General features: G+C 60.3%; 18 protein-coding genes. 6 read left to right on the forward strand and 12 right to left on the reverse strand.

Features of this window, described 5'->3' with window-relative positions:
• Positions 1–96: 96 nt before the first annotated feature.
• From H4W29_RS24705 to H4W29_RS24735, 7 genes are all read right to left on the reverse strand, one after another.
• Positions 97–1,176 carry an ABC transporter ATP-binding protein gene (locus tag H4W29_RS24705; protein WP_192731486.1) on the reverse strand — a complete coding sequence of 360 codons (1,080 nt, stop codon included), beginning with the start codon at positions 1,174–1,176 and terminating at the stop codon, positions 97–99.
• 28 nt (positions 1,177–1,204) lie between these two features.
• Positions 1,205–1,585, reverse strand: coding sequence for a cupin domain-containing protein (locus H4W29_RS24710; protein ID WP_192731487.1), 381 nt, complete (start codon positions 1,583–1,585; stop codon positions 1,205–1,207).
• A gap of 16 nt (positions 1,586–1,601) precedes the next feature.
• Positions 1,602–2,693, reverse strand: coding sequence for a Gfo/Idh/MocA family protein (locus tag H4W29_RS24715; RefSeq protein ID WP_192731488.1), 1,092 nt, complete (start codon positions 2,691–2,693; stop codon positions 1,602–1,604).
• A 2-nt stretch (positions 2,694–2,695) separates the two neighbouring features.
• Positions 2,696–3,523, reverse strand: coding sequence for a carbohydrate ABC transporter permease (locus H4W29_RS24720; protein WP_192731489.1), 828 nt, complete (start codon positions 3,521–3,523; stop codon positions 2,696–2,698).
• On the reverse strand, positions 3,520–4,527 hold the full coding sequence (locus H4W29_RS24725; RefSeq protein ID WP_192731490.1) for a carbohydrate ABC transporter permease: 1,008 nt from the start codon (positions 4,525–4,527) through the stop codon (positions 3,520–3,522). The genes H4W29_RS24720 and H4W29_RS24725 overlap by 4 nt, the downstream gene beginning before the upstream one ends.
• Positions 4,527–5,780, reverse strand: coding sequence for an ABC transporter substrate-binding protein (locus tag H4W29_RS24730; protein WP_192731491.1), 1,254 nt, complete (start codon positions 5,778–5,780; stop codon positions 4,527–4,529). The genes H4W29_RS24725 and H4W29_RS24730 overlap by 1 nt, the downstream gene beginning before the upstream one ends.
• An 80-nt stretch (positions 5,781–5,860) precedes the next feature.
• Positions 5,861–6,526, reverse strand: coding sequence for a GntR family transcriptional regulator (locus tag H4W29_RS24735; protein WP_192731492.1), 666 nt, complete (start codon positions 6,524–6,526; stop codon positions 5,861–5,863).
• A gap of 129 nt (positions 6,527–6,655) precedes the next feature.
• Between H4W29_RS24735 and H4W29_RS24740 the strand changes: the two genes are divergently transcribed.
• Together H4W29_RS24740 and H4W29_RS24745 are read left to right on the forward strand one after the other, a co-directional pair.
• A complete protein-coding gene (locus tag H4W29_RS24740) occupies positions 6,656–7,852 on the forward strand; it encodes a Tm-1-like ATP-binding domain-containing protein (protein WP_192731493.1) in 1,197 nt (398 codons plus the stop codon).
• Positions 7,853–7,862: 10 nt separating this feature from the next.
• Positions 7,863–8,687 (forward strand): phosphoenolpyruvate hydrolase family protein, encoded by an 825-nt coding sequence (locus tag H4W29_RS24745; protein ID WP_210332363.1) that lies wholly within the window; start codon positions 7,863–7,865, stop codon positions 8,685–8,687.
• Between the two features lie 136 nt (positions 8,688–8,823).
• Here the strand turns inward: H4W29_RS24745 and H4W29_RS24750 are convergent, their stop codons facing one another.
• From H4W29_RS24750 to H4W29_RS24765, 4 genes are all read right to left on the reverse strand, one after another.
• A complete protein-coding gene (locus H4W29_RS24750) occupies positions 8,824–9,615 on the reverse strand; it encodes an amino acid ABC transporter ATP-binding protein (protein WP_192731495.1) in 792 nt (263 codons plus the stop codon).
• On the reverse strand, positions 9,612–10,280 hold the full coding sequence (locus tag H4W29_RS24755) for an amino acid ABC transporter permease (RefSeq protein WP_192731496.1): 669 nt from the start codon (positions 10,278–10,280) through the stop codon (positions 9,612–9,614). The genes H4W29_RS24750 and H4W29_RS24755 overlap by 4 nt, the downstream gene beginning before the upstream one ends.
• Entirely contained in the window at positions 10,277–10,918 is a 642-nt protein-coding gene (locus tag H4W29_RS24760) for an amino acid ABC transporter permease (RefSeq protein WP_192731497.1), read from the reverse strand. Before H4W29_RS24760 ends, H4W29_RS24755 begins: the two co-directional genes overlap by 4 nt.
• A 98-nt stretch (positions 10,919–11,016) precedes the next feature.
• The gene (locus H4W29_RS24765) at positions 11,017–11,844 is read right to left on the reverse strand and encodes a transporter substrate-binding domain-containing protein (protein WP_192731498.1); all 828 of its coding nucleotides are present in this window, start codon (positions 11,842–11,844) and stop codon (positions 11,017–11,019) included.
• Between the two features lie 221 nt (positions 11,845–12,065).
• Between H4W29_RS24765 and hutC the strand changes: the two genes are divergently transcribed.
• The 4 genes from hutC (at position 12,066) to H4W29_RS24785 (ending at position 15,749) form a co-directional block, all read left to right on the forward strand.
• A complete protein-coding gene (gene hutC / locus H4W29_RS24770; protein ID WP_192731499.1) occupies positions 12,066–12,809 on the forward strand; it encodes a histidine utilization transcriptional repressor HutC in 744 nt (247 codons plus the stop codon).
• Positions 12,806–13,747, forward strand: a complete 942-nt coding sequence (locus H4W29_RS24775; RefSeq protein ID WP_192731500.1) for a LysR substrate-binding domain-containing protein — start codon at positions 12,806–12,808, stop codon at positions 13,745–13,747. The genes hutC and H4W29_RS24775 overlap by 4 nt, the downstream gene beginning before the upstream one ends.
• A 110-nt stretch (positions 13,748–13,857) precedes the next feature.
• A complete protein-coding gene (locus tag H4W29_RS24780) occupies positions 13,858–15,213 on the forward strand; it encodes an LLM class flavin-dependent oxidoreductase (protein ID WP_192731501.1) in 1,356 nt (451 codons plus the stop codon).
• Positions 15,210–15,749, forward strand: coding sequence for a flavin reductase family protein (locus tag H4W29_RS24785; protein WP_192731502.1), 540 nt, complete (start codon positions 15,210–15,212; stop codon positions 15,747–15,749). Before H4W29_RS24780 ends, H4W29_RS24785 begins: the two co-directional genes overlap by 4 nt.
• Here H4W29_RS24785 and H4W29_RS24790 read toward each other — a convergent pair.
• Positions 15,726–16,889 (reverse strand): aminotransferase, encoded by a 1,164-nt coding sequence (locus H4W29_RS24790; protein WP_192731503.1) that lies wholly within the window; start codon positions 16,887–16,889, stop codon positions 15,726–15,728. The genes H4W29_RS24785 and H4W29_RS24790 overlap by 24 nt on opposite strands.
• Position 16,890: the final 1 nt, after the last annotated feature.

Genomic DNA, 16,890 nt, shown 5'->3' on the forward strand with positions numbered 1-16,890 from the left:
TTCGCTGCAACATAAACGATGATCCGGTAGGGCTGGATGGTGGGAATACTGTCCGACACCGGGCAGGTTGAGAGGCCCGGCGGGAAAACGGCTGCTTCAGGCGTCTGCGTCGGGAAGACGCCTGCCTGTTCCGGCTGTAAACAGATGTTCGCCGGCGGACCGCAAGGCGAATCGGATCGTATCACCAGGCCTTACGGCAACGCGCTCGCGAAACAGCATGTTGACATTCTCTTCCCCGATCCGGGCGACGACCTGTGTCTCTGCGCCCGTCGGCTCGACGACCACGACCTTCGCCGGTATTCCCTCGTCGACGATGACGAACTGTTCCGGCCTGATGCCATAGATGAGTTCTTCGCCGGGATTGGCCGAACGGGAACGCACTGACAGCGGCATAGCGACGCCGCTATCGGTGCGGAAGATCGAAGGGGCGTCGGCCTGGATACGGCCTTTGAGCAGGTTCATTGCCGGCATGCCGATGAAACCGGCGACGAAGGTGGTTGCCGGGCGATCATAGATTTCCAGCGGCGTTCCGATCTGCTCGACGATGCCGTCGTGCATCACGACGATGCGGTCGGCCATGGTCATCGCTTCGGTCTGATCATGGGTGACGTAGACAGTAGTGATCTTCAGTCGCTGGTGCAGTTCCTTGATCTCGGCGCGCATCGCCACGCGCAGTTTGGCATCGAGATTGGAAAGCGGTTCGTCGAAGAGGAAGACCTTCGGATCGCGCACGATCGCGCGGCCCATGGCGACACGCTGGCGCTGGCCGCCCGAGAGATGGCGCGGATGGCGGTCGAGATAGGGTTCCAGCGCAAGGATCCTGGCGGCTGACTGCACCCGGCGGCCGATCTCATCCTTGGACGTGCCGCGCAGCTTTAGGGAAAAGCCCATATTCTCGGCCACCGTCAGATGCGGATAGAGCGCATAGCTCTGGAACACCATGGCAATGTCGCGCTCCTTCGACGGCAGGTCGTTGACCATGCGGCCACCGATCGAAAGGCGGCCGTCCGAGATCGTCTCCAGTCCGGCGATCATGCGCAGCAGCGTGGACTTGCCGCAGCCGGACGGCCCGACAAGCACGATGAATTCGCCGTCGTCGATGTCGATGTCGACGCCATGGATGACAGGCAGATTGCCGTAGGACTTGCGAATGTTGTGAAGCGCGATCGACGCCATGATATTCCTCCTACCAGTGATCGCCGTGTTAGGCCGCGCCTTCGCCTTCATGATTGACCGCCGTGCGGGTGCCGGAGGAGAACATGATCAGGGCGAAGAGCGGTTCGGTGCCGAGCGCGCGCGCCCAGTGACGGATATTGCGGGGGATGCGGATGGCATCGCCCGCCTCGAGCCGGTAGAGCGAATCGCCGAGCTTGTGTTCGCAGCTGCCGGAAACGACGTAGAGGATCTCCTCGCAATCGGGATGCGAATGCAGCTGATTGCGCTCGCCGGGATTGATGCGGCAGGTGCCGAAGGTCATCTCGGCGCCGGGTGTGCCGTCGCCGGTGATCTTCCAATTGAGCTCGCCCCAAGAGGTCGGCATGAATTCGCCGCCGGCTTTCCGGAAAATGACATCGCTATCGGTCAAGGCTGTCCCTCCCCTGTCAGAGATTGCTGGTGACGCCGGCATCCGTGCGCCTGTAGAATTCGAATAGTTTCATGATCTCGATGGCGATTTCGAGCGTGCCGCGGGTAATGGGCGTGCCGGCGAGGATCGCATCCGTCAGATGCAGGATTTCGGGCACGTAGCCGAGATAGAAGAGGTTGTTGTTATAGAGCTGGCCGAGCGAATGCTCCGGCTCGTAGAAGAGCGCCGCATTCTCGTCGGGCTGAATGAAGCTTGCGGCGCGGCCGTAGGCCGGCAAGTCCGCTTTGCGGAAGTAGGTCAGCCGGCTGCCGTTCTCGACGATGGCGTTTGCGCCTTCACCGATGATCTCGACCCGCTCGAAGATGCTGCCGCCGGATTGGCCGGCGGCAAGATGCAGCGTGCCGATCGCACCGGAGCGGAAGCGCAGGCTGGTGACGGTCGCGCCCGTCTGCGCTTCCCATTCGTACCCGGCGCGTTCGATTTCGCCGCCGAGGAAATTGAGGATCGCGCCCGGATGGTAGATATGATCGAGGAAGCTCTGCATCTTCACGAGATCGGCGCGGTCTTCCGGTCTCGGCAGGCTCTGGGGATAGCGGACATTGATCGAGGTCAGCCTGCCGAAGCCGGGCGAGCCGATCAAATCCCTGAGTTTCTCGATTGTGGGAAAAAAGGTCTTCTTGAGACCGGTCATCACCATGCGGCCGGCCGCAGCACTTGCCGCCTGCAGCCTTTCGATATCTTCGATGCTTGCCGCCGTCGGTTTTTCCATCCAGACGTGCGAGCCTGCCGCAAGCGCGTCGAGCGCCAGATCGGTCGCCTGCACCCGGCCGTCGGGATGATAGGCGGTGACGAGAAAGACCAGCTCCGGCTTTTCCCGGTCCAGCATTTCGCGGTGATCGGTATAGGCTTTGCCGGCGCCGAAGAGCTTGGCGAATTTCTCGGCGCGACCGAGATCGAGATCGCAGATGCCGGCGAGTTCCACCGGCGCATAACGCAGTGCCGGATAGACATTTCGGTAGGCATGGCCGCCGGCGCCAATGAAGCAGGCCTTGATGCGGTGATCGAATTCGAAATTGTAGCGGATTTCCCGCTGGACGTGATGCGACATGGTCAGCCCTTGATTGCTCCCTGCGTCAGGCCCTCGGTGAAGCGGCGCTGCATCAGGATGTAGAGAAGAATGATCGGCAGGAATGAAATGACGGTCCCTGAGAAGACCAGTCGGTAGTCGGAAGCATAGGTGCTGGCGAAACGGACGAGCCCGAGCGGCAGTGTCTGCACTTCGGGGCTGATCAGCACGATCAGAGGCAGGAAGAAGTCGTTCCAGGTGGAGAGCGCGCTGATGATGACGAGCGCCTGAACCGCCGGCGTCGAGATCGGTAAAAAGACCTTGGTGAGGATCTGGAAATGCGAAGCGCCGTCGATCTTGGCCGCTTCGATCAAGTCATCTGGTACGCCGATGAAGAAGCTCCGCATCAGGAATATGCCGAAGGGAATGCCGTTGCTGACCTGCACCAGCACGATACCAGCAAGCGTGTTGACGAGGTTCAGCCCGAAGAGCACCTGATAGAGCGGAATGACGATCGCCTGGACCGGCACGGTGAGGCCGAGGATGAAGGCATAGAACAGCCACTCCCGGCCGGGAAAACGGATCTTGGCGAGGGCATAACCGGCTGGCGCGCAGGTGATGAGCGACAGGAGGACGACGCCGATGAGGTTGATGAGGCTATTGCCGACGAGGTCGCCGAACCCGCCGATCTGCCAGGCGTCGAGATAGTTCCGCCACATCAGATCGGCGGGCCAGGTGAAGGGATCGGCCCGGCCGATCTCGGCCTCGGTCTTGAAGCTCGAGATCAGGAGCCAGACGAAGGGCGCGAGGATCAGGATCAAGACCGGCGTCAGCGCCAGCGCCACCGGCCATTCGCGATTGCGCACACTCATTGGGAAAGCCTCGCGCGCCAGCGGTTGAAGACGATGGTGATGGCGATCGCCAGCAGGCTGAGCAGGATGCAGAGCACCGCTGCAAGCCCGTGATCCTGAGACTGGAAGGCGAGCCGGTAGATATAGGTCGTGATCAGCTCGCTCTGATAGAACGGCCCGCCATTGGTCATGACGAAGACCGTGGCGAAACCCTTCAGGCCGTTGATCATCGCCAGTGAGACGACGAAGGTCGTCACTTCGCGCAGCCCAGGCAGCGTCACGTAGATCAGCTTCTGGAAGGCGTTGGCGCCATCCACTTCGGCCGCGTCATAAAGCGAGTGGTCGATATTCTGCAGGCCGGCGATGAAGAGCAGCATATATAGGCCGAAACCCTGCCAGGAGCTTGCGACATTGACGGAGAACAGCACAAGAGCAGGATCGGAAAGCCAGCCTTGCGTGAAGGCGCCGAGCCCGACCCGCGTCAGGGCCGTATTCAGGAGGCCGAAAAACGGATCGTAGATATTGGCCCAGATGACGCCGACGACGGCAAGCGAGACCAGATGCGGCAGGAAGAAGGCGGTGCGGAAGAACACCTGCGTGATCCTGAGCGTGCTGACGGCAAGCGCCAGCAGGAGGCCGAGCCCCCCTGCCATCACCACATGATAGGCCAGCCAGAGGAAGGTATGAACGAGGCTCTTCCAGACGATCGGATCCTGCGCCGCCTTGGCGTAGTTGCCGACGCCGACGAAGCTTGCGGAGGTGTTGAAACCGGCGGAGCTGTTGAAGCTCAGCCAGAAGGTCGCGGCAATCGGCAGCAGCGTGAAGACGGCGTAGAGCGCGAGTGCCGGCGCCATCAGCCAGAACGCGGTGCGGGCATCGCCATTGGGCGAGCCCTCGGGTAAGGCGGCGCCGGCCGTCCGGCCTTCGGACATACGGGCGGACAGACCACCCGTATGTCCCGCCGCGGCAGACGCATCCCCGAGAGGAGCCACGATCTTGCTTCCGGGCGTTTCTGGAATGACCACTATTTCGCCTCTGCCATCTTCGCCTGGAGCTGCTTCATGCCGTCCTCGCCGCCGATCTGGCCGGAGATCAGGCCCTGGATGACCTGGAAGTAGGTGTCGAGCACGGTACCGGGCAGATAGACGCTCGGATTGTAGCCGACGCCGCCAGCGGCAGCCGCGAAGATATCTTTGAGAACAGGGGTCGGCGGCTCGACGCCTGGGATTTCGCGCGGATAGATCATCGTGCTTGCCGGATCCTGCGCGCGTTTCTTCATCACTGCGTCCGACAGCATGAAGTCGATCCACTTCATTGCAAGCTCCGGCTGCTTGGAATTAACAGGCACGAGCCAGCTCCAACCGACGCCGCCGGTCGGCATCGCCGCCCCCTTGATGTCGGAAGGCATCGGCGCATAGCCGGCGTTAGCGAGGTCATAGCCGGCCTTGCGGGCATTGGCAGTGAACCACGGGCCAGCAACGAACATCGCCGCGCGCTTGTTGAACCAGAGGCGTGAGGCGCCGTCGAGATCGAGGCCTGCCATTTCCTTCTTGATGTAGCCCGCCTCGACCAATTTCTGCAGCCTGATGGCGCCGGCGGCGACCGAGGGATCGTCCCAGGCGATCTCGCGGCGCAGCGCTTTGCCGATCACGTCCTTGCCGCTTGCCGATTGCAGCAGGTTGCCGAAGAGATGGCCGGCACTGCCGGTCGTGCGCGGACCAATGGCGATCGGCTGCAGGCCGGTCTCGCCGATCGACTTCATCAGCGCTTCGAACTCGGTCCAGGTTGCCGGGATCTTCCAGCCCGCCTGCTCGAAAAGGTCCTTGTGGTACCAGATGCCAAGCGCATCGAGGCCGTCAGGAACCTCATAGATCTCGCCGCCGAACTGGCCCTTCAGCTCGGTGTAGAGCCAAGGATAGATTTTGTCCTTCCAGCCACGCTTTTCATATTGGTCGGTCAGCGGCATGACCTGCTTGGCGTTCTTGACGACGCTGATGCGGCCGATGCCCGAGTTGGTGAGGATCACGTCCGGGCCGGCATCCGACTGGATCGCCGCCTGCACCGCGCCGTTGCTGATCGTGCCGGTCGGTGGCATGAATTCCACTGTTACACCGGGATTGGCCTTTTCGAAATCGGCCTTGATGCCGTTCCACAGCTGCGCGACCAGTGGCTCGGTGATCTGTTCGGGACCCCACATCTTCAGGGTCTCGGCATGCGCCAGCGAACTTGCGGCGATCATCGCCGCCAGTGCCGTTCCGCGGGCAAGAAATTTCAGCATTGTTCCCTCCTCCTGGGCCTCTCCATGGCCACGTTTTTCGGTCGTTGAAAAGGAGACCTCCCTCTCCTTCACGCATCCAGCTAGCTCGCCGGATTTTCCTTCTGAAAGCGCGCCATGACGGCCTGCTGGACGTCGCTGATATGCGCGCGCATCAGCGCCTTTGCGCGGTTAATGTCGCGCGCCCGGAAAGCCTGCAGGATCTGATCGCGCTCCTCGGCTGCCCGCTCTGCGAGATCACGGCTCTCATTGGCAATCGACCGGCAGATCTGGATCTGCAGCGCAAGCCGCGCCAGCGTTTCGATGAGCGGAACACTTCCCGATAGCTCGGCGATCGTCTCGTGGAATTCCTTGTCGCGGATACCGTAGGTCGCCATGTCGCCGCGGCGCAGCGCCGCCACCGCCTCATCCAGAATGCGCTCGAAGTTTGCGATGTGCCGGTCACTCATCTCAGGCACGGCAAGCTCGACGGCAAAGCATTCAAGCGTCTTGCGCAAATTATAGAGGTCGTCGATCTCCTTCGGCGTGAAGCTGCGCACGAAGAAGCCGCGATAAGGCTTGATCTCGATCAGCCCTTCCTTGGCAAGCGTGCCGATTGCTTCCCGGAACGGCGTGCGGCTGACCTGCAGGCGTTCCGTCAGTTCCTTTTCGTCGATCGACACGCCGCTCGGCAGTTCGCCGGAGACGATCAGGCGAACGATCTCCTCGTAGATCCGCTCGCGAAGGGTGAGGTGGCGCGATGCGTTCATGGTCTCCATTTCCGTCTGGCATTCGTGATTTAAGTATGCAATATACGAAAGAATATACAATATGGAAAATACAAAAATAGGAATTTTATAGGAGACGACCGGAAACGGATCGAAAAGAGGAGGAAACCAATGGGAAAGGTTTATGTCGTCGGCACATGCGACACCAAGGAAGCAGAGCTACATTACGCCAGAGAGGTGATAGTTTCCGCTGGAGCAGATGCGGTGCTCGTCGATGTCGGTACGGTCGGGACCGGTACCGGCGTCGATATCCGGCCGCGCGAAGTCGCGGAATTTCACCTTGACGGGGCTGCGGCCGTGCTTGGGCAGACCGACCGGGGAACGGCAGTCTCGGCCATGGCCAAGGCGCTGTCGGCATTCCTGAAATCGCGTGATGACATCGGCGCCATTCTTGGCCTCGGCGGAACCGGAAATACCGCGCTTGTGACGGAGGCGATGCGGGCGCTCCCCATCGGCCTGCCGAAACTGATGGTCTCAACGGTCGCCTCGGGCAATGTGGCGCCTTACGTCGGACCCAACGACATCACCATGATGTATTCGGTCGTCGACGTCGCCGGCCTGAATGCAATCTCGCGCAAGGTAATCGGCAATGCGGCCAATGCGGCGGCCGGCATGGCCCGCAACCCCGTTCCCGCTTCCACGGATGATCGGCCGGGGATCGGCATGACCATGTTCGGTGTCACCACGCCTTGCGTGACCCAGGTCCGCGAAATGCTCGGCAAGACGCATGAAATTTACGTCTTCCACGCGACCGGCGTCGGTGGCCAATCGATGGAGAAACTTGCCGATTCAGGTCTCCTCCAGGGTGTGATCGATGTGACGACGACGGAGGTTCCTGATCTCCTTGTCGGCGGCGTCTTTCCGGCGACCGAGGATCGCTTCGGCGCCATCATCCGCACCGGCCTGCCCTATGTCGGTTCGGTCGGCGCCGTCGACATGGTGAATTTCGGCGCGCGGGAAACGGTGCCCGCAGCTTTCCGCGACCGCAGGCTTCACGTCCACAATGCGCAGGTGACCCTGATGCGCACCACGCCGGAAGAAAACAGCCGGATCGGCACCTTCATCGTCGACCGGCTCAACCGGATGCAAGGCCCGGTCCGTTTCCTGCTGCCGCTTCAGGGCGTTTCGGCAATCGACGCCGCCGGGCAGCCGTTCCACGATCCGCAAGCTGACGCGGCGCTGTTTTCCGCCATCCGTACCGGATGGCACGATGCGCCGAACAGGCGCCTCATCGAGATAGACGCCCATATCAACAGCCCGGAATTTGCTGGCGCGCTCGTTGCCGGCTTCCACGACATTCATGCCTAAGGAGAGAGTTTTGACCCGTATCGACAGAAACGACATTCTGAGCAAGCTTCGCCGCAAGATCGCCGAGGGCCGGCCGATCATCGGCGGCGGTGCCGGCACCGGCCTTTCGGCCAAGAGCGAGGAAGCCGGCGGCATCGACCTGATCGTGATCTATAATTCCGGCCGCTACCGCATGGCCGGGCGCGGTTCGCTTGCCGGTCTGCTCGCCTATGGCAATGCCAACGAGATCGTCAAGGAAATGGGCCGCGAGGTCCTGCCGGTGGTACGCCATACGCCAGTGCTTGCCGGCGTCAACGGCACCGATCCCTTCATGCTGCCCGATCACTTCCTCGACGAGTTGAAGGCAATGGGCTTTGCCGGCATCCAGAACTTTCCGACCGTCGGGCTGATCGACGGCACCTTCCGTGCCAATCTCGAAGAAACCGGCATGGGCTTCGATCTGGAAATCGACATCATCGCCCGTGCCAACGCCAAGGACATGCTGACAACCCCTTACGTCTTCAGCAACCAAGACGCGGTCGCCATGACCAAGGCAGGTGCCGATATCGTCGTCTGCCATCTCGGCCTGACCACCGGGGGCGCGATCGGCGCCGAAACGGCGCTGACGCTCGATGGATGCGTGGAGAAGATCAACGAATGGTCGGATGCAGCAAGATCCGTGCGCGACGATGTTATCGTGCTTTGCCATGGTGGCCCGATCTCCATGCCCGCGGACGCCGCCTATGTGCTTGCCCGCTGCAAGGGTTGCAACGGCTTCTACGGCGCGAGTTCGATGGAACGTCTGCCGACCGAGGTCGCGATCAGGGCGCAGGTCGAGGACTTCGCTCAAATATAGGTGCGGCTTGGTCCGGCCAGACAATAACCGCCGGCACTCCCAATCTGGGCGCCGGCAGAATGTGAAAGCAGATCAGGTTGGGGGAGATTCTAGGTGCTCGACTCAGTTTGCCTCACGATCTGGAAAGACATTGATATTACAGCAACATCGAGGCACCACGGTCGAGATAGGTATCGAGGAATTGTTCAAGACGGAGATTTCTCGGTTTCTTAAATACCTCCTGGGGCGATCCGCTGAAGAGCACCTTACCGTGGTCGAGGAAGATGATCTGCTGGCCGACGGTCGCGGCAAAACCTATCTCGTGCGAGACGACAACCATGGTCATGCCCTCGGCGGCGAGATCACGCATGACGTTCAAGACTTCGCCAGTCAACTCCGGGTCAAGCGACGAGGTCGGCTCGTCAAACAGCATGATCTTGGGCTTCAGCGCTAGGGCACGGGCGATCGCCACGCGCTGCTGTTGCCCGCCTGATAGCTGCGAGGGATAGTGCCCGGCCCGGCCCTCGAGGCCAACCTTGACAAGCTGGGCCATTGCCCGCTCCTCTGCATCCTTGCGGCTCATCTTGTGAACCGCCTTCAATGCTTCGCTGACATTGCCGAGGGCCGTCATATGCGGCCAGAGATTGAACTGCTGGAACACCATGCCGATTTGGGCGCGGATCGCACGGTTGGCGGCAGCCGAAATGCGCTCGCGCCGCCCTTGAGAATCCTCGGTAAAGCCAAGCACCTCGCCGTTGATGGAGATCGTCCCGCGTGTCGCCTCTTCAAGAAAAGCCATGCAGCGTAAAAGCGTGCTCTTGCCGGAGCCGGATGGGCCGATGAGGCAGGAAACCTGCCCGGGCTCGATGGCGAGATCGACATTATGAAGGACCGTGGTCTCTCCAAAAGTCTTAACGAGATTCCTGACTGCTATTGCGGGGACGCTCATGCGTTGAAAAACCTGAATCTGGATAGTTTCGTTTCAGCAAGGTTGCCGAGCCAGCCAGTGACTTCGACGAGCACCCAATAGAAAAGCGCCAATGCGGAGAGTGCTTCGACGAATGCATATTGCTGCGACCCGATTGCGCTCAGCGTCGCCGTCAGCTCCGGCACGGTGATAATGGACAAGACCGCCGTCTCTTTCATCAGGATGACCACCATATTCACGGATGGCGGCAGCACCAGCATCGTCATTTCCGGCAATAGAATGCGCCTGACGATCTGCCCCTGAGTCAGGCCGACACATTCGCCGGCCTCGATATGTCCCCTCGGCACAGCCAGGAAGCCGGAGCGGAAGATCTCGCTGAAATAGGCCGCCCCATAGATCGAAATGCCGATCAGTCCGGCGGGCAAGGGATCGAGATCGAGGCCGACAAAGGGGCCGCCGTAATAGACCAGAAATATCTGGATGAGAAACGGCGTGCCGCGCAGTACGGCTACGACGGCGCCCAGCACCTTGTCGATCAGCATGCCGCCATATTGCCTGGCGACTGCCATCAGGAAGCCGATGACGGCCGCAGCGATGGTACCGAGGATCCAGATCATGATCGTCACGCCGGCACCGCTGACGATGGCGGGCCACTGCCCGATGAGGACATTGATGTCGAAGGTCACCGCGGCGCCCCCGGGAGTCTATTTTCGATCAGGCCGCCGGCAAGGGCCACCAACCAGTTGATCACCAGATAGATGAGACCGGCGGATGCGAAAAGCTGCAGCGGCAGGAAGGTGCTGCCGGCAAGATCCTGGGCCATGCGCGTCAGTTCGACGATGCCAACGACTGAGACCAACGACGACGCCTTGAGAATGAGGATCGCCTCGTTGACGAGAGCTGGAAACGTGAGGCGCAGGGCGATCGGAACCTTGACGCGGCGGAAGATCTGGCGCGGCGTCAGACCAACCATTTCCGCCGACTCCACCAGGCCTCTAGGCACGCTGGCAAAGCCGCCGCGCAGGTTCTCTGCCTGGTAGGCTGCCGTACAGAGCGACAGGCCGATGATCGCGGCCACGATACTCGGCACATTGATGCCGATGACCGGAAGCAGATTGTAGATCAGCAACAGTTGCACCAGCAGCGGCACGCCGCGGAAGAAGCTGATGAAAATCTGGGCAGGTCGCACGAAAAGCCCTCGCCCCGACAGCAGCATTCCCGAAAGAAGGATCGCAATCGCAAAGCCGATGAGGATCGACACAATACTGATGGTCACCGTGTAGATCGATGCCTGCAAAAGCAACTCGAAGAGTTTAACGGACATTGTTCAGATTTCGCTCGCTTGGCGGTGAGGAAGATCCGGTCGCTTTCCTCGGCCATGCCCCGGCATCCCCGCAGGCATGGCCGATTTCCGATGGCTGATCAGAATGCAGGGTCCTTAACGGAATCCGGTGTGTCGAAGCTCGCGCCGAACCACTTCTTCTGCAGCGTCGCCATCCGGCCGTCAGCTTTGATCTTCAGCATGGCAGCGTCGATTGCGTCCATCAGTGGCGCATGGTCTGCATCTTTCAGGCCGATGAAGCCGAAATAGGATTTCTTGCCAAAGGGCGGCAGCACGACTTCGAACGTGCCTTCGCGCTGCTTCGCGACGAAAGCAATGTTCGGCAGTGAGTTGGCAACACCGGCGATGCGGCCGGCCGCGAGATCCGCATAGGATTCAGTGAAGGCCGGATATTCGCGGATATCAACCTTTGTCGGCAGGGCTTCGGAAAACTCCTTGAGCTGATCCAGCTGGGCGGTTGCCTTGCCGACGCCAATCTTCTTGCCAGCGATATCCTCCGGCTTGCTGATCGTCTGGTCGCCCGCCTTTTTCAGGATCGCGATGGTCGCCTCAGCAAGCGGCGGTGTGAAACGATAGCGCTCCATGCGCTTCTTGGTGATCGTCGCTGGGCCTGCGACAACGTCGAACTTGCCGGCCTCGAGCGCCGGAAAAACGCCATCCCAGGGGAGCGTGACCCATTCGATTTTCACCCCGAGTTCCTTGCCGATCTCGTTAAAAAGATCGACGTTCAAGCCGACATGTTCGCCAGCGTCGATAAAATCGAACGGTGCGAAGGCCGTCTCGGTACCGACCTTCATGGTGCCAGCGGCCTTCACGGCGGCAAGCGTGTCAGCCGCATGGGCGGAAATCGTCGCGCCGAACAGAAACACAGCGCCGACCAGCCCCTTCAGAAGCGAATTCTTCCTCATGTTTTTCTCTCCAGTTTTTACCCTTCCGGTGGAAGGTCCAAGTTCCCCAATCGTTGTCCCGCCGAGCGGATTTCTCTGATCCGCTTTTGTCTATACAAATAGATACAGGCCGGCCTACACTGTCAAACGCTAAACTCGACGCAGGCAAGATTTGTGCCGCATAGACCCGGTAACGGCGGCTTTGGTGGAAATTGAATGTCATCGCTGAATCGAGGTGAGTTTTGGTCTCAATTCATCAGAGAATTTTCGAAGACATCGAAGCCAGAATCATGGGCGGCGTCTGGCAACCTGGTCACCGCATCCCCTTCGAGCACGAGCTGGTACAAGAGTATCAATGTTCCCGAATGACCGTGAACAAGGCCCTTTCGGCCCTGGCGCAACGCGGCATGATCACACGCCGCCGCAAGGTTGGCTCCTTCGTCGCCTCCCGGCAGATCGACCGCACCGTGATGGATATCCAGGACATTTCCACGGAAGCCGAATTGGCGGGGCATGACCACAGCTACAGGATCCTGCGGCGAAAGATCGAGACACTGGATGCTGTCACCGCCGCACAGCTCGGCGAGACAACAGGAGCGGACATCCTGCGGCTTCAATGCCTGCACACGGTGGACGGCAAGCCGAATGCGCTGGAGCGGCGCATCATCATGCTCGCCATGGTACCATCTGCCAGAACCGAAAGCTTTGCTTCGGTTCCGCCCGGCAAATGGTTGCTGGACATGGTGCCTTGGTCGAAGGCAAGGCATGTCATTCGCGCCGTTTCGGCCGATGCCGCCACGGCACGACTGCTTGAGACCGAGCGTGGCAAGGCCTGCCTGACCTTGATCCGCCAGACATGGCAGAGCAGCCGCACGGTCACTCACGTCGAAATCATCCATCCCGGCGACCGTTTCCAATTTGCCGGCGATTTTCATCCAACGGAGAGAGGCATCCCAGATCAACCGCCGCAGAGAGGCTCCTTTTGACGGAAAAACAGGTTATCCGGACAGTGCCGCTCAAGGGCCTGCAGGCATTCGAAGCTGTCGGCCGCTGTGGCGGCGTAAGTGCTGCGGCCCTCGAGCTGAAGGTTTCCCCCGGCGCGATAAGTCAGCAGATCCGCAAGATCGAGAGCTTTCTCGGCGTCACCTTGCTGGAGCGCAACGGACGCACTGTCGAGCTCACCCAATGGGGGCGGCTCTATCACCAGGAAATATCGAAGGGTTTCGAGCAATTCGCGCTCGCGGAACACGTTTTGGAACGGGCGCGCAATGAGAATGCTCTGGTTCTCAGCGCCCTGTCGTCCGTCGTCAACAAATGGATAGGGCGCCGGATCTTCGACTGGCAGGCCCTTCATCCGAACGCCCATGTCAGGATTGTCGGCCGCGACAAGGAACCGCGCATGGGCTTCGACGACGTCGATTTCCGTATCAGCTATGGATCGGATGTGCTGCAGCATGAACACTATACCGAACTGTTCCGCGATTGGGTCGTGCCAGCCTGCTCGCCGGCGCTGATCAAGGGCAAGGCGTCCTCCGTCGCGCGGCTTCTCGAATATCCACTCCTGCATGTCGAATGGGAGCGGCATTTCACACCTTATCCAAGCTGGCGCGAATTTGCTGCTAAGACGGGCACCACGTTTGAGGAGAGCACAGCCGGTCTTTCCTTCACTCTGTCGAGCAGTGCGATTGATGCGGCCGTCAACAAGCGCGGCGTGGTCCTCGCCCAGATGTCTATGATTGCCGATGAGCTTGAGGCACAGACGCTCGTCATTCCCGTCGACACGCGCATAGCACTGCGCGAAAGCTATTATCTCGCCTGGGATCGCGCGGCGTTGCAGAAGCCCCACGGGCGCGAATTCCGCGATTGGCTCGTGGGTGTTTCCCGTCAGCAGGCGCTGGCGTCCGCGCCGAGGCCAACACTTTAGAAAAACTAAAACAGAACTCAGCTCCGCAATATTGATGAAAATTTGTGCCTGACGATAATTTGCGCAGACGGTTCCCCGCGGTGGCGTGACCGATATGGCAGGAGGGTTCGATGACGCGAACCGACAAGATGAAACTCGGAACTTTCGTCTATACGTTCGGCTTTCATCCCGCCTCCTGGCTGCATCCGGCAAGCGACGTCAATGGCGCCAACGACTTCGCTCATCTGCTCGATGTCGCCAAACGATCCGAGGCCGCCAAATTCGATTTCATGTTCATGGCGGATTCTCCCGCCGCCGCCGTCGGTGATGCGAATGCGCTTGCCCGCATTCCGACCAAGATGAACCGTTTCGAACCCCTCTCACTGCTTTCGGCTCTAGCGGTCACCACCGATAATCTCGGCCTGGTGGCGACGGTCTCAACGAGTTATTATGAGCCGTACAATGTCGCGCGTCTGTTCTCCTCAATCGACCATCTGAGCAGGGGACGCGCCTGCTGGAACGTCGTCACTTCCGATCACGACGAAACCGGCTACAACTTCAACCGCGAGGGGCTCGACCCGCATGCGTTGCGCTATGAGCGCGGCAACGAATTCGTCGACGTCGTGTTCGGTCTTTGGGACAGCTTCGAAGAAGGCGCGTTGCTTCTCGACCGTGAAACCGGTGTCTACTATGACAAGAGCAAACACCATACGCTCAATCACAAAGGCAAGCACTTCCAGGTCCGCGGCCCCCTCAACATCGCGCGAACGCCTCAGGGCCGCCCCGTCATCGCCCAGGCGGGCGGTTCGGAACCCGGAATGGACATGGCGGCACGCACTGCCGAGATCGTCTTCAGCCTCGCGTCGAATATCGAGCGCAACCGGGCCTTCTACGAAAACGTCAAGCGCCGGATGCCGGCCTATGGCCGCGATGCGGACGACCTGAAGATCATGCCGGGCATCGTTATCAACGTCGGTGAGACCGAAGCCGAGGCAAGGGCGAAGGTGGATTATCTGATCGATAAGATGCATCCGGATGTTGGCCGGCTGATGCTCTCTGAATTCCTCGAAGCTGATCTGCATGACGTGGCCCTCGACCAGCCTTTCCCCATGGAGCGGCTGCCGGCAGCGCCAAAGGGGTCACGCGCTCTGTTTGACGAACTGGTCGACTTCGTAACAAGTGGCCACACCGTCGGCGAACTCATCCGACACTATGCCGAGAAGCATACCGGAAATGGCATGACAGGCACGCCATCCCAAATTGCCGACTTCATGGAGGAATGGTTCGAGACGCGCGCCGCCGACGGCTTCATCCTGATGTTTCCGACCTTGCCGTCCAGTCTCGACGACTTCGTGCGGCTCGTCCTGCCCGAGCTTCGACGCCGCGGACTGTTTCGCGAGGAATACGAGGGCAGAACCCTGCGCGAGAACCTCGGCCTTTCAATGCCGGCGAACCGCTTTGCCAAAACACAAGCAGCAGGCCGATGAGTGCCGAAACCTTAATAAGCGAAGCGGACTTCAAGCTTTCGATGCGTCATCTGGCAGGTGCCGTCAGCGTGATCACTGTCGGGGACGAGGAAGACCGCACCGGCTTCACCGCGACGTCGGTCTCTTCATTTTCGGCGGAGCGGCCCTCCGTCATCGTCAGCGTCAGTCGTGCCTCTTCCTCGTGGCCTGTGCTGCAACGGTACGGCTGCTTCTGTGTCAACGTGCTCGCCGCCGATCAGCAGACTGTGGCGCAATCCTTTGCCGGCCTTGATGGACGCAAAGGCGCCGAACGCTATGGCGATGCGGGATGGTATCGCCTGAAGACCGGCGCGGCCGTCCTTGAAAAGGCTCTTGCAGTGCTGGATTGCAGGCTTGAAACCGCATTCCACCATCATTCCCATGCAATTTTGATCGGGCATATCTGCGCGATCAAAATCCGAAAGAGCATAGGGCCGCTTCTCTATTGGCGCGGCAGTTATCATCAACTTCCGGCAGAGGCTGAGCACTGCGGCCTAGAAAAGACGCTCGGACAATAGGCCTATCGATGCAACATCCGCATTGGCAAAGGCAAGCCTGAGGTAACGCTCCTGTCCCTCGCCGAAATAGGCGCCGGGTAAACAAACGATGCCGGATTCCCTCGCGAGTTTTTCCGCTACCTCGGAAGACGATCGATCGGTGAAAGGGTGGCGAACAAAGGCGAAATAGGCGCCGATCGCGCCAATTTCCCAGCCTGGCAGCTTGGACATGACCAGCCTCAGCGCATCCGCCCGGTGAGCGATCTCGGCACGGTTTCCGGCCCGCCAGTCAGCGAGCAACGGGATGGCCGATGCAACGGCGATCTGAGCCGAACGCGGTGCGCAGATCTGCATGTTGTCCATCACTTTCGCGATTTCGGCGACGAGTTTGGGTCCTGCAGTGATCGCACCCAGCCTGTGGCCAGGAATGCAGAAGGATTTCGAGAAGCTGTAGAGAAGAACGAGCGTGTCCTCCCAACCCGGCTCGGACAGCAGAGAGTGTGGCCGTCCGTAATCAGCGCTGAGGAAATCGCGATAGGTCTCATCGAGGATCAGCCAGGCGCCATATTTCCGGCAGAGAACAAAAAGCTCATGAAGCAGCTCCGGCGGATATACTGCCCCGGTCGGATTGTTGGGTGTGACGACCGCCAGCATCTTCGCGCCGGCAGCAAGTGCCGCCTCGGCCGAACGCGGATCGGGAAAGAACCTGTTGGCGGGATCGCAGTCGACCAATCGCCGCCCGATTCCCAGCATCGACAGCGTCGTATCATGATTGAAATAGAAGGGATTGGTGAGCGCTACGGTATCGCCCGCGCCAGCAAGCGCGATCGCGGCACACATGAACGCCTGATTGCAGCCGGCAGTAATGTGGATATTGCCGGCGGAAATGTCGACGCCGTAAAGCTCAGCAACATGGGCAGCGTAGGTCTTGCGTAGTAAAGGTTCGCCCTCAATCGGCCCGTATCCCGTCATCGCCTGCTGTCCGGCCATCTCGGCGAGAAGCCGCAGCATCTCCGGATGCGCGGGATAGCCGGGCACGGCTTGCGACAGATCGATGAGTGGCCCCTTTAGCCCTTTGTATTCGCGGCCCCAGGCGACGACGGACGGAATGGGCGGGGCAGAAAGGCGGGAAACGAGCGAATTGAATTTTGCGGCGGTCATA

Source organism: Rhizobium viscosum, from assembly GCF_014873945.1.
Taxonomy (GTDB): domain Bacteria; phylum Pseudomonadota; class Alphaproteobacteria; order Rhizobiales; family Rhizobiaceae; genus Rhizobium; species Rhizobium viscosum.